13 protein-coding genes are annotated in these 12,934 nt (G+C 62.5%); 3 read left to right on the forward strand and 10 right to left on the reverse strand.

The annotated features are described in order from the left end of the window. Positions 1-101: 101 nt before the first annotated feature. Entirely contained in the window at positions 102-1,385 is a 1,284-nt protein-coding gene (locus AC1DXN_RS18475; RefSeq protein ID WP_477275046.1) for a cystathionine gamma-synthase family protein, read from the reverse strand. A gap of 123 nt (positions 1,386-1,508) precedes the next feature. On the opposite strand from AC1DXN_RS18475, the gene AC1DXN_RS18480 reads away from it, so the two are divergent. Then, positions 1,509-1,967 (forward strand): Lrp/AsnC family transcriptional regulator, encoded by a 459-nt coding sequence (locus AC1DXN_RS18480; RefSeq protein ID WP_477244528.1) that lies wholly within the window; start codon positions 1,509-1,511, stop codon positions 1,965-1,967. 124 nt (positions 1,968-2,091) lie between these two features. On the opposite strand, the gene AC1DXN_RS18485 is transcribed toward AC1DXN_RS18480, so the two are convergent. The 4 genes from AC1DXN_RS18485 to AC1DXN_RS18500 all read right to left on the reverse strand — a co-directional run bounded on the left by AC1DXN_RS18485 (position 2,092) and on the right by AC1DXN_RS18500 (position 6,322). Further along, positions 2,092-3,063: an ABC transporter substrate-binding protein gene (locus AC1DXN_RS18485; RefSeq protein WP_477244526.1), complete on the reverse strand. Its 972-nt coding sequence runs from the start codon at positions 3,061-3,063 to the stop codon at positions 2,092-2,094. A gap of 40 nt (positions 3,064-3,103) precedes the next feature. Then, positions 3,104-4,258, reverse strand: a complete 1,155-nt coding sequence (locus AC1DXN_RS18490; RefSeq protein WP_477275047.1) for an ABC transporter permease — start codon at positions 4,256-4,258, stop codon at positions 3,104-3,106. Continuing rightward, a complete protein-coding gene (locus AC1DXN_RS18495; protein ID WP_477275049.1) occupies positions 4,255-5,133 on the reverse strand; it encodes an ABC transporter permease in 879 nt (292 codons plus the stop codon). Before AC1DXN_RS18495 ends, AC1DXN_RS18490 begins: the two co-directional genes overlap by 4 nt. Positions 5,134-5,530: 397 nt before the next feature. Further along, positions 5,531-6,322: an ABC transporter ATP-binding protein gene (locus AC1DXN_RS18500; RefSeq protein WP_477244521.1), complete on the reverse strand. Its 792-nt coding sequence runs from the start codon at positions 6,320-6,322 to the stop codon at positions 5,531-5,533. A 116-nt stretch (positions 6,323-6,438) separates the two neighbouring features. On the opposite strand from AC1DXN_RS18500, the gene AC1DXN_RS18505 reads away from it, so the two are divergent. Then, on the forward strand, positions 6,439-6,843 hold the full coding sequence (locus AC1DXN_RS18505) for a cupin domain-containing protein (protein WP_477275051.1): 405 nt from the start codon (positions 6,439-6,441) through the stop codon (positions 6,841-6,843). A gap of 23 nt (positions 6,844-6,866) precedes the next feature. Here the strand turns inward: AC1DXN_RS18505 and AC1DXN_RS18510 are convergent, their stop codons facing one another. The 5 genes from AC1DXN_RS18510 to aptA all read right to left on the reverse strand — a co-directional run bounded on the left by AC1DXN_RS18510 (position 6,867) and on the right by aptA (position 11,806). Continuing rightward, entirely contained in the window at positions 6,867-7,277 is a 411-nt protein-coding gene (locus AC1DXN_RS18510; RefSeq protein WP_477275053.1) for a hypothetical protein, read from the reverse strand. Continuing rightward, positions 7,268-7,645, reverse strand: a complete 378-nt coding sequence (locus AC1DXN_RS18515; protein ID WP_477275055.1) for a hypothetical protein — start codon at positions 7,643-7,645, stop codon at positions 7,268-7,270. Before AC1DXN_RS18515 ends, AC1DXN_RS18510 begins: the two co-directional genes overlap by 10 nt. Further along, positions 7,642-9,093 (reverse strand): dihydropyrimidinase, encoded by a 1,452-nt coding sequence (hydA, locus tag AC1DXN_RS18520; RefSeq protein WP_477275057.1) that lies wholly within the window; start codon positions 9,091-9,093, stop codon positions 7,642-7,644. Before hydA ends, AC1DXN_RS18515 begins: the two co-directional genes overlap by 4 nt. A gap of 64 nt (positions 9,094-9,157) precedes the next feature. Further along, positions 9,158-10,408 carry a Zn-dependent hydrolase gene (locus AC1DXN_RS18525; RefSeq protein ID WP_477275059.1) on the reverse strand — a complete coding sequence of 417 codons (1,251 nt, stop codon included), beginning with the start codon at positions 10,406-10,408 and terminating at the stop codon, positions 9,158-9,160. Positions 10,409-10,477: 69 nt separating this feature from the next. Beyond that, entirely contained in the window at positions 10,478-11,806 is a 1,329-nt protein-coding gene (gene aptA, locus AC1DXN_RS18530) for an omega-aminotransferase AptA (RefSeq protein WP_477275061.1), read from the reverse strand. A gap of 239 nt (positions 11,807-12,045) precedes the next feature. Here aptA and AC1DXN_RS18535 point away from each other — a divergent pair, with 239 nt between their 5' ends. After that, positions 12,046-12,675: a TetR family transcriptional regulator C-terminal domain-containing protein gene (locus AC1DXN_RS18535; protein WP_477275063.1), complete on the forward strand. Its 630-nt coding sequence runs from the start codon at positions 12,046-12,048 to the stop codon at positions 12,673-12,675. The last annotated feature ends 259 nt before the right edge of the window (positions 12,676-12,934 follow it).

Below are 12,934 nucleotides of genomic sequence, written 5' to 3' on the forward strand. Positions count from 1 at the left end.
ACGGCTGAACGACGCGATGTATCCCGGCACACGTAGATGTTACCGCAGCGACGAAAAAGGGGCGGTCACCCGCCCCTTCTTGGATACGTCGAAGCCAACAATCAGACGGCCGCCAGCGCCTGCGTCAGATCGGCGATCAGATCGTCCGGGTGCTCGACACCGATGGACAGTCTGACCGTGCTCTCGAGCACGCCGATGCGCTGGCGCACGTCGAAGGGAATACCCGAATGGGTCATGGCCGCCGGGTGACTGGCCAGCGATTCCGTTCCGCCGAGGCTTACCGCCAGCTTGAATATCTGCAGCCCGTTGAGAAAGGCGAAAGCCGCTTTCTGGCCACCGCGTATATCGAACGAGAAAGTCGAGCCGGCGCCGGTGCACTGTGCCCGATAGGCGCGGCCCGCTTGCGTATCCTCGCCCAGGAACGGCAGATAATGCACTTTCTCGACCTTGGCATGATCGCGCAGGAATTCGGCGACCATGCGCGCATTGTCGTTCGCCCGCTCCATGCGGATCGACAGCGTCTCCAGCGAGCGGCCAAGCATCCAGCAGGAATGCGGGTCGAGCTGCGTGCCGATGGCACCGCGCAGCGCCTTGATCGGCTTGGTGACCGCTTTGCTGCCCATGGCCGCGCCGGCGATCAGATCGGAATGGCCGCCGACATATTTGGTCAGCGAATAGACCGAAACATCGGCGCCGTGTTCGATGGGCCGCTGGAACACCGGGCCGAGCAGCGTGTTGTCGCAGACGATGATCGGCGTCGACCCTTGCCCGGCGCCGATCTCGTCGGCGATCCTCCGCATCAGCGCGATATCGACCAGGCTGTTGGTCGGGTTTGACGGCGTCTCGATCAGGATGACCGAAACGCGGCCTTTCGCGACGGCAGCTTCGGCAGCCGCGCGGACCGCCGTCTCGTCGACACCATCGGCGAAGCCGACAGCACCGATGCCGAAGCCGGAAAGCGTGCGTGTCAACAGCGTTTCGGTGCCGCCGTAAAGCGGCTGCGAATGCAGGATGACGTCGCCCGGGCGGGCATAGGCCAGCAGTGTCGTGGCGATCGCCGACATGCCTGATGAAAACAGGATGCAGGCGTCCGTCCCCTCATAGATCGCCAGCCGGTCCTCGACGATCTCTGAGTTGGGATGGTTGAAGCGCGAATAGACCAGACCGGACGCCGTGCCGCTCGGCGGTTCCTTGCGGCCGGACGTGTAGTCGAAGAAGTCGCGTCCCTCTTCCGCCGACTTGAACACGAAGGTCGAGGTCAGGAACACGGGTGGCTTGACGGCGCCCTCCGAAAGCTGCGGATCGAAGCCATAGCTCAGCATCAGCGTCTCCGGGTGGAGCTTGTGGTTGCCGATATGGGTTTTCGAAGGGCGTGGCGCGGGCATGGCTGTTTCCTGCTTCTCGAGTGATATCGCGCGGCAATTTATGCGATCTCCGGCACGCAGTCCTTGCTATTTCCGGGCTGCCATGGCTGCATTTGCGCAACGAATTGCTGAAAGAGCGCAAAAATGCAGCAGAAGATAGCCGATGATTTCGACCGCAAGATCCTGCATGAATTGCGGGCCGACGCGCGCATCACCAACAACGAGCTTGCCGAGCGCATCGGCCTGTCGCCGTCGCCTTGCTTGAGGCGCGTGCGGCGGCTGGAGGAAACCGGTGTCATCAGAGGCTACACCACGTTGATCGATCCCGCCGCCTTCGGCTGGAGCATGGTCGCCATCGCCACCGTCCGGCTCAGCCGCCAGAACGAAGACGAGATCGTCATGTTCGAGGACGCGATCCGCGGCTGGGAAGAGGTGCTGGAATGCCACCTCGTCACTGGATCGCGCGACTATGTGCTGAAAGTGGTGACGGGCAGCCTCGAACAGTATGAGCGCTTCATCAAGGAAAAGATCGCGCGGCTGAAATGCGTCGCCTCGATCGAGACCAGCTTCGTCATGAACACCATAAAGGAACGGCGCCTCTGACAATGCATGTCGCCCAAAAGTGGGCAGCCGTTTTGGGGGCAACGACATGCATCAAACAAAGAGAGCGGTTCTTTCGAACCGCTCTCTCAGAGGCGCCGTTTTCGAGATCGGAATACTGCCAGGCTTATTTGATCGCCTTGTCGGTGATGGCGGTCGTATAGGCGCCGGTCGGCTCCTTGGTGATGATCTTCTGGTCGAGCAGCGCCTTGGCGGTGCGTTCGTAGGTCGCCGGATCGAGCTTGCCGTCGGCATTGTCGACCAGCTTGGCGACTTCGCCCATCATGCGCTTCTGGTGGTTCTCGTCCTGGCCGCCATTGTCCATGACGATGCCTGCCGCCTCGTCATTGTTGTCGACGGCGTATTTCCAGCCCTTCATCGACGCGCGCACGAAACGCACCATCTTGTCTTCGAAGGCCGGATCCTTGAGCTTGTCTTCCGAGGCATAGAGCCCGTCTTCAAGCAAATCGTTGCCCATGGCCGAGTAGTTGAACACCGTCAGCTGATCCGGCTTGTAGCCGGCATCGATCAGCTGCCAGTACTCGTTGTAGGTCATGACCGAGATGCAATCCGCCTGCTTCTGGATCAGCGGCTGCACGTCAAAGCTCTGCTTCAGCACGGTGACGCCATCGGCGCCGCCTTCGGTCTTCAGGCCAAGCTTGTTCATCCAGGCATAGAACGGATATTCGTTGCCGAAGAACCAGACGCCGAGCGTGTGGCCCTTGAAGTCGGCTTCGGTCTTGATCGGGCCGTCCTTCGGGCAGACCAGCTCCATGCCGGCTTTCTTGAACGGCTGCGCGATGTTGACCAGCGGCACGCCCTTTTCGCGTGCGGCCAGTGCGCCGCCCATCCAGTCGACGATCACGTCGGCGCCACCACCGGCAATCACCTGCTCGGGCGCAATGTCGGGACCGCCCGGCTTGATCTCGACGTCGAGGCCTTCGGCTTCATAAAAACCCTTGGCCTTGGCGACATAGTAGCCGGCGAACTGAGCCTGCGTGACCCATTTCAGCTGCAACGTCACCTTGTCGGCGGCCATTGCCTGGAACGCGGCAAGCGACATCGCGCCGGCCAGCATCGGAATAATCAGTTTTTTCATGTTTTTACCCTCTGAAGTTAACACCCTAAACCCACCGCCCCTATCCACCACGGACAGAGGGATGCCAAAACGTGACGGCTCTCTCGAAAAGAGCGACCACGCCATAAAAGACCGAACCCGCAAGTGCTGCAACTGCGATTTCGGCCCAGACCATGTCGATGTTCATCCGCCCGACCTCGGTCGAAATACGGAATCCCATGCCGACCACCGGCGTACCGAAGAACTCGGCGACGATGGCGCCGATCAGCGCCAGCGTCGAGTTGATCTTCAGAGCGTTGAAGATGAAAGGAGCGGCGGCCGGCAGCCTGAGCTTGAACAGCGTCTGCCAGTAGCCGGACGCATAAGTGCGCATCAGGTCGCGCTCCATGTGACCGGAGGCGGTAAGTCCGGCGACCGTGTTTACCAGCATCGGGAAGAAGGTCATGATGATGACCACCGCCGCCTTGGACTGCCAGTCGAAGCCGAACCACATGACCATGATCGGCGCGACGCCGATGATCGGCAACGCCGAGACCATGTTGCCGATCGGCAGCAGGCCGCGGCGCAGGAACGGCACGCGGTCGGCCGCGATGGCCACGAGGAAGCCTGCGCCGCTGCCGACGACATAGCCGAAAATCACCGCCTTGAAGATCGTCTGCCGGACATCGGCGGCCAGCACCGGCAGCGAACCGGCGATGCGCGCGCCGATGGCGCTTGGCGGCGGCAGCAGGATGAAGGGGATGCCGGCGCCACGTGTGATCGCTTCCCAGAGGATCAGGATCCAGGCGCCGAAGATGGCAGGGATGATCAGGCGTAGTGCCGTCTTCGCCCAATTCGCCACAGGGCGCAGGGAAGACAGCACCGCCACGCAGCGCCACCCCAGAAGCCACGCTGCGGCGAGCACCAGGAAATACGGCGACAGTGCCGTGCCTTCGAACCCGTCTATGCCCGTGATCAACAGCCAGGCGGTGAGATGCGCGCCAACGAACAGCACCAGAGCTTCAACTATGGCCGGCAGCTTGGTCATTGAGACAAACGCTGCGATCACAAGCAGGCCGTACATCAGCCCCTTCGTCACCAGGTAGGGATAATCGAAAGACGCCTCGGGTTGCGCCAACGCCGCCGCTTCCAGCTTCGACATCGCGCCGAGCGCGATGGCAATCAGACACAACGCAATCGCCAATACCGCTTGCCAGGAGGGCTTCAGCCAGGTCATGCCGGCCTCCCGCCCATGGCGCGGTCGACGATGCGCCCGGCGATACCGACCACCATGACCAGCAACGCCGCCACCACCGAACCGGCAACCAGCGTCGACCAGATATCGATGGACTGGCTGTAATAGGCGCCTGCCAGCAGCTTGGCGCCGATGCCGGCAACTGCACCGGTCGGCAGTTCGCCGACAATGGCGCCGACCAGGCTCGCAGCCACAGCCACCTTCATCGAGGTGAACAGGAACGGCACCGAAGCCGGCGCCCGCAATTTCCAGAAGGTCTGCGAACCGCTGGCATTGTAGGTGTGCATCAGATCGAGATGCATGATCTCGGGCGAGCGCAACCCCTTCACCATGCCGACGGCCACCGGGAAGAACGACAGGTAGGTCGAGATCAGCGCCTTCGGGATCAGCCCGCTGATGCCGATCGCCCCCAGCACGACGATGATCATCGGCGCCACCGCCAGGATCGGAATGGTCTGCGAGGCTATGATCCACGGCATCAGGCTGCGGTCGAGCGTCGCCACATGCACGATGCCGACCGCAATGATGATGCCGAGCGCGGTGCCGAAAGCGAAACCGAGCAGCGTCGACGACAGCGTCACCCAGGCATTGTAGACGAGGCTGCGGTTCGAGGTGATGGGCCGCAGGAAAGTGTTTTCAAAAAAGTTCACCGCAACCTGGTGCGGCGCCGGCAATGTCGGCTTCGGCTGTGACAGCGTCTTGCCGATGAATTCGACAACCGCCGGCGCCTCATTGGAGCGGCGGTCGAGATCGCGCTGGAACGGCGCGTTGAGGACAACGGCCATGATGTACCAGAGGACCACCACGCCAGCGAGGATCGAGGTTACGGGGATGAGCTTGTCGCGAAACGTGTCCATCTAGCGGGCCTCGCAAGCGAGGCGCCCGCCCCGCGTAACGCGGGCGGCCCACCACGCCTTCGTCATCCTAGGGCGAAGCAGGCGCGAAGCGGCCTGCGTAGACCCTAGGATCCATGCCGTGACGTTGGCCGAAGGGTCAAAACGGTTGAGAATACCCAGCAAGCACGACGTGGCGGAAGGTGGTGTATTCTGCACCGTTGCGGGGCGCGAAGGTAACAGCATGGATCCTAGGGTCTGCGCCGCGTCGCTTCGCTCCTTGCTTCGCCCTAGGATGACGAAGGCATGGGTGGCCGCCCGGTCTGCGCACGCCGCTTCGCGGCTGCTTCGCCCTAGGATGACGAAGGCGTGGTTGGCCGCTCCCTCGTGAGGCGGAGGCAGAAGCCCGGTCTGCATCCCCTCAATCATCGTAGCTATGCCCTGCCCGCAGCCCGTCGCGCACGCGCGCCGCGATCGCCAGAAACTCCGGCGTCTCGCGGATGTCGAGCGGCCGCTTCTTCGGCAGCGTCGATTCGATGATGTCGCTGACCCGGCCCGGCCGCGGCGACATGACGACGATGCGTGTCGACAGATACACCGCCTCGGGAATGGAATGGGTGACGAAGCAGATGGTCTTGTTGGTCCGCTCCCAAAGTTCTAGCAGCTGTTCGTTGAGATGATCGCGGACGATCTCGTCCAGCGCGCCGAACGGCTCGTCCATCAGCAAAAGGTCGGCGTCGAAGGCGAGTGCGCGGGCGATCGAGGCGCGCTGCTGCATGCCGCCGGAAAGCTGCCAGGGATATTTCTTCTCGAAGCCTGAGAGGTTGACGAGGTCGAGCGTGCGCTTGATCCGCTCGGCTTGCTCCGTTTTGGACAGGCCAATGATCTCCAGCGGCAGCCCCACATTGCGCTCGATGGTGCGCCACGGAAACAGCGCCGCCGCCTGGAAGACGTAGCCATAGGCACGCTTTTCGCGCGCCTGCTCTGGCGTCATGCCGTTGACCGAGATCGTTCCCGAGGTCGGTTTCTCCAGGTCGGCGATGACGCGCAGCAAGGTGGTCTTGCCGCAGCCGGACGGACCGATGAAGGAGACGAATTCACCCTTGCCGATGGTCAGGTCAACATTGGACAGCGCCTGCACCGGACCGTCATTGGTCTGGAAGGTCAGGCCGAGTTTGCTTGCCGAAACGACGGCTGGCGAAGTCCCTGTCATCGGCTGCAGCCTGCCGTTTCCCGCCGCTGCGGCGCAGACTGAAATCCGATTGATTTTGCCCCGGTGTTGCTTTCCACTCGCCTTGCCCCATCAGATAGACGCCCGGAGTTACCCCGATGTCGCCCAAACCCACCTGTCATCTTATCCGCCCTGAAAGCACTTACCAAGGTAAGCAGGGATTGACCTATTTCGCCGGCATCGCCACGGAGTCGGTCGGCTCCTCCGGCATCTGCATGCATGTGCTCACCATGCCGCCCGGCGCCCGCGCCAAGGCGCATCTGCATGAGAACCATGAAACCGCGATCTACGTGCTCTCCGGCGAAGTCCATACCTGGTATGGCGATCGGCTCGAGAACCACATCATCGTCAAGGCCGGCGACCTCTTCTACATTCCCGCCGGCGTACCGCATCTGCCGGCCAATCTGAGCAACGCCCCGTCCTCGGCCGTCATTGCCCGCACCGATCCCAACGAACAGGAAAGCGTCGTCCTGCTGCCGGAGCTGGATGCGCTGGTCGCGTGAGGCCGGCGCCGGGGCAGAAGCCGTCACCGGCATCGGGACACTTCCCCCATGACATTGCCGTCCGCATCGGTGATCACCAGTTTCTTGGCGTTCTTCGGGCTGCGTTTGACGGTAAACTCGGTTGGCGACTGGCCGTCTTCGCCTTCCGCTTCGCACTGCGCCTTGATGGTAAGCGAGCCATCAGGTTTCGCCTGCTTGTCGCTAAAGGTGCAGGCGCTGGCCGCGTTGATCAAATCGGTGTCGGTGAGCAGCAGCATATCCTCGGCGTAGACTTCCTGGCCGTTCTTGTTGATGCAGCCGGACTTGTTGCCATAGGGCTTGGACAGGTCGATCGCCGCCGCCGAAGCCGAGCCCGCCGCCAGCACGACAATCATCGAAATGGACAGACCAAAACCGCGCAAGCTCATCCCCCTGGTGCCCAAATTCACAAACATGATTGCAATGGCCCCATTTCTTCAAGGCCGGGAATGGTGACGAAGAAACCGTCCTCACCCCTATTGGTGACCACAATTGTTTCGGTCGTCGTCCCCGCCTCGCCCTCCGCCGAACAGGTTGCATCAAGCGATTGCGCACCCGGCACCGAGGTCAATTGCTGCTCGAACCGGCAACCGCTGCCATAGGTTTCGATGCCTTCGGCGGTCAGAACGATATAGGCGTCGCTGTCCTGATAGCCGGCCTTGACGCCGGCACAGCCGACATCATTGCCCCAGGAGCCAGCCAGCATGCCAGCCGCCGTTGCCGGACCGGCGGCCATGGTTGCTACCACCAGTGAAATGAGCGCCGCCTTGCTGGCCAAGCTCAAACCCCGGTCGCCGGAATGCCTGTACGCTCGACCTTGCGCGGCGCAGAAATTTCCTTCCAGGTCGACAGCGCCCGGTTGACCGCCGCATTCGGCTCACGGGCAACGAACTCGCCATGGCCGGGCTTGGCCTTGACCTCGGCCTCCTGGATCGACAGTTCGCCGCGCGAGAACACGAAGCGCGGCAGGCCGGTCACCTCGAAACCCTCGAAGACGTTGTAGTCGATCACCGACTGCTGCTTCTTGGCCGAAATTGTCTTCTTGCGCTTGGGGTCCCAGACGACGAGGTCGGCGTCCGCGCCTTCGACGATGGCGCCCTTCTTCGGATACATGTTGAGGATCTTGGCGATGTTGGTCGAGGTTACCGCGACGAACTCGTTCATCGTCAGCCGGCCGGTGTTGACACCCGTCGTCCACAGCACCGGCATGCGGTCCTCGAGCCCGCCGGTGCCGTTCGGGATCTTGGTGAAATCGCCGACGCCGTTGCGCTTCTGCTTGGTGGTGAAAGCGCAGTGGTCGGTCGCCACCACTTGCAGTGATCCCGCCTGCAGACCGGCCCACAGCGAATCCTGGTGCAACTTGTTGCGGAAGGGCGGGCTCATGACGCGCCGCGCCGCATGGTCCCAGTCCTTGTCGAAATACTCGCTTTCATCCAGCGTCAAATGCTGGATCAGCGGCTCGCCGAACACCCGCATGCCTTTCTGCCGCGCCCGGCGGATCGCCTCGTGCGCCTGCTCGCAGGAGACATGCACGATATAGAGCGGCACGCCGGCCATGTCGGCGATCATGATGGCGCGGTTGGCCGCCTCGCCTTCCACTTCCGGCGGCCGCGAATAGGCGTGTCCCTCCGGCCCATTGTTGCCCGCGGCCAGGAGCTTTTGCGACAGAGCGGCGACCACGTCGCCATTCTCGGCATGCACCAGCGGCAGCGCGCCGAGGTCGGCGCAGCGCTGGAACGACGCATACATCTCGTCGTCGTCGACCATCAGCGCGCCCTTGTAGGCCATGAAATGCTTGAACGAGGTGATGCCCTTGTCGACGACGGTCGCCATCTCGTCGAACACCTGCTTGCCCCACCAGGTGATCGCCATGTGGAAGGAATAATCGCAGGCAGCCTTCGAGGTCTTGTTGTCCCACATCTGCAAGGCTTCGAGCAGCGATTGCTGCGGCGACGGCAGGCAGAAATCGACCACCATCGTCGTGCCGCCGGCAAGGGCGGCGCGGGTGCCGGATTCGAAATCGTCGGCAGAATAGGTGCCCATGAACGGCATTTCGAGATGGGTATGCGGATCGATGCCGCCCGGCATGACGTAGCAGCCGGTGGCGTCGAACTCATGGTCGCCATGCAGGTCCGGCCCGATAGCGATGATCTTGCCGTGCTTGAACAGCACGTCCGCCTTCCAGGTGCGGTCGGCGGTAACGACAGTGCCGTTCTTGATGACTTTCGACATTTTCTTGTTCCCCTGTTCTCTTCGCGCTTCTTTGCGAGCGGCGTGGAATCCAGATTTTCTCAGCTCACTCCACGATGATGGCCGTCTCCACCACCGCATGGAACAGCACGTCGGCACCGGCCGACGCCCATTCCTTGGAGATGTCCTCTGCCTCGTTGTGGCTGAGACCATCGACGCAAGGGCACATCACCATGGCGGTGGGCGCGACGCGGTTGATCCAGCAGGCGTCATGGCCGGCGCCGGAGACGATGTTGCGGTGGGAATAGCCAAGCCGGTCGGCGGCATCGCGGATCGCCTTGACGCAACCGGCGTCGAAGGTGACCGGGTCGAAATGGCCGACCTGCTCGATCTTGTACTGGATGTCGAGCGCCTCGCAGATCGTGTCGATGCCTTCGCGGATGCGGCCGTCCATCGCGTCCAGCACTTCCTTTTCCGGCGAGCGGATGTCGACGGTGAAGACGGTGCGGCCGGCGATGATGTTGCGCGAGTTCGGAAACACTTCCATGTGGCCGACCGCACCGACGGCGTCGGGCTGGTAGTCCATGGCGATCTCGTGCACCAGCTCGATCACCCTGGCCATGCCAAGTCCGGCGTTGCGGCGCTTGGGCATCGGCGTCGAGCCGGTATGCGCCTCCTTGCCGGTCAGCGTCACCTGCAGCCATTTCAGCCCCTGGCCGTGGGTGACGACGCCGATATCAATGCCCTCGTCCTCGAGGATCGGCCCCTGCTCGATATGCAGTTCGAAGAAGGCGTGGATCTTGCGATCGCCGACCTTCTCGGTGCCTTTCCAGCCGATGCGGTCCAGCTCCTCGCCAAATTTCTTGCCCTGCTTGTCGACATGTTGGTAGACGTCGGCCTGGTCGAGCACGCCGGCGAAAACGCCGGACGCCATCATCGCCGGGGCAAAGCGCGAGCCTTCCTCATTCGTCCAGTTGGTGACGACGATCGGATGTTTGGTCTTGATGCCTAGATCGTTGAGCGAGCGCACCACTTCCAGCCCGCCGAGCACGCCGAGCACGCCGTCATACTTGCCACCGGTCGGCTGGGTGTCGAGATGGCTGCCGACATAGACCGGCGGCAGGCTGGGGTCGGTGCCTTCGCGGCGGGCAAACATCGTGCCCATCTCGTCAAGGCCCATTTCTAGCCCCGCCGCCTCGCACCAGCGCTTGAACAGATGCCGTCCCTCGCCGTCCTCGTCGGTCACGGTCTGGCGATTGTTGCCGCCGGCAACGCCGGGGCCGATCTTCGCCATCTCCATGATGGAATCCCACAAACGGTCTGAATTGATTCGCAGATTCTCGCCGGGTGCGGCCATTCAAGATCCTCTCATTTCATTCACGCAAAAGGCGGCGGTTCCCGACGCCGCCCTTTGCCCGGTCAAGTTTTAGTCGACCGCTCGCAGCACTTCACGCACATGGTCGATCAGTTCGTTGATCTGGCCCTTGGTGATGATCAGCGGCGGCGACAGCGCGATGATGTCGCCGGTGGTGCGGATCAGTGCACCGCGCTCGAACGCCTTGACGAAGGCCGAGAAGGCTCGCTTCGTCGGTTGCCCGGCAATCGGCGCCAGCTCGATCGCCCCGATCAGGCCGATGTTCCTGATGTCGATGACGTTCGGCTCGCCCTTCAGCGAATGCAGCGCGTCCTCCCAATAGGGCGCCAGTTCCTCGCCGCGGGTCAGCAAGCCTTCTTCCTTGTAGGTATCGAGCGTGCCGAGCGCCGCCGCGCAGGCGATCGGATTGCCCGAATAGGTGTAGCCGTGGAAGAACTCGATCATGTGCTCGGGGCCGGTCATGAAGGCGTCGTGGATTTCCTTCTTCACGAACACCGCGCCCATCGGGATGACGCCGTTGGAAACGCCCTTGGCGGTGGTCATGATGTCGGGCGTGACGCCAAAGTAGTCGGCGGCGAACGGCGCGCCGAGGCGGCCGAAACCGGTGATGACCTCGTCGAAGATCAGCAGGATTCCATGCTTGGTGCAGATTTCGCGCAGCTTCTGCAGATAGCCCTTGGGCGGCAGGATGACGCCGGTGGAGCCGGCGACCGGCTCGACGATGACGGCGGCGATTGTCGAAGCGTCATGCAGGACGACGATGCGCTCCAGCTCGTTGGCCAGCTCCGCGCCATGCTCGGGCACACCCTTGGTGAATGCGTTCTTCTCCGGCAGATGGGTGTGCGGCATATGGTCGACGCCACCGAGCAGCGTGCCGAACATCTTGCGGTTGCTGACGATGCCGCCGACCGAGATGCCGCCGAAATTGACGCCGTGATAGCCGCGTTCGCGACCGATCAGGCGCGTGCGCGCGCCCTCGCCCTTGGCGCGATGATAGGCGATTGCCATCTTCAGCGCGGTGTCGACCGATTCCGATCCGGAATTGGTGAAGAACACATGGTCCATGCCCTTCGGCGCGATGTCGACCAGCCGATTGGCCAGTTCGAACACGATCGGATGGCCCATCTGGAAGGCCGGCGCATAGTCGAGTTCAGCGGCTTGGCTCTGGATCGCCTCGGTGATCTTCGGCCGGCAATGGCCGGCATTGACGCACCACAGTCCGGCGGTGCCGTCCAGCACCTTGCGGCCGTCGCTGGTGGTGTAATGCATGTCCTTGGCGGACACCATCATGCGTGGCGCCTGCTTGAACTGCCGGTTCGCCGTGAACGGCATCCAGAATGCGCTGAGATCGTTCGGCGTGACTTTCAGCCGGTTGGACATGACCAAGACTTCCCCTTGTAACCTGTTTCGCTGCGGCCAACGCTTGGTCTTTGTTGCGATTTCGTGCTACGCAAATTTTTGACCGATTGGACAAACGTTAGCACCGCCCTGTCGGCGGTCAAGGGATTACTAGCGGAAATGCGGCATCTGAAGTGCGCTCCACAGGTCAGAGAAAAACTGGTCCAGAGAATTGGTCCAGATGACCCTCGAAGCCAAGGGCTGCCGGGGTGAGCGCCGATATGGAAGTCCCCGCCCCGCGCCGCACCCGCATCCAGCAGGAAAAGCGCGAGCTCATCCTGGAGGCGGCGCTCGAGGTCTTCTCCACCAATGGCTTTCGCGGCTCCACCATCGACCAGATCGCCGAGGCCGCCGGCATGTCGAAGCCGAACCTGCTTTATTATTTCCGCCGCAAGGAAGACATCCACGAGACGCTGATGGAGCGGTTGCTCGCGACCTGGTTGGCGCCGCTCAGGGAACTCGACGACATCGGTGATCCGCTGACCGAATTGCGCAGCTACATCAGGCGCAAGCTCGAGATGGCGCGCGATTTTCCCAGGGAGAGCCGGCTGTTCGCCAACGAGATCCTGCAGGGCGCACCGCGCATCATGCCGCTGCTGGAGGGCGAGCTAAAGTCGCTGGTCGATGAGAAGGCTGGAGTCATCAAGGGCTGGATGCGCGCCGGCAAGATTGCCAAGACCGATCCCTGGCACCTGATCTTCTCGATCTGGGCAACGACCCAGCATTATGCCGATTTCGACGTCCAGGTTCGCGCCGTGCTCGGCGCCGACCGCGGCGGCGACGGCCGCTTCGAGGATGCCGCCCGCTTCCTGGAACAGTTGTTCATCGACGGGCTGAAGCCGAAGGGGTAACAGGCGAGATCGCGCCTGGGGCTGCCGCAGACGATGGAGATTAGCGAAGCGCATATTGATTTCGTCATTCTAGGGCGAAGCAAGGAGCGCAGCGACGCGGCGCAGACCCTAGAATCCATGCCGTGACGGTCGCCAAAGAGCACGGCGGTCCAGAATGATCGTCGCGCCCAGCCAGAGCTAGTTCTGCACCGTAGCAGCGCTTTGAAGTCGCGGCATGGATCCTCGGGTCTCCGCGTCCGCTTCGCTCCCGCTCCGCCCG

It is taken from the genome of Mesorhizobium sp. P2_H9, from assembly GCF_056403215.1.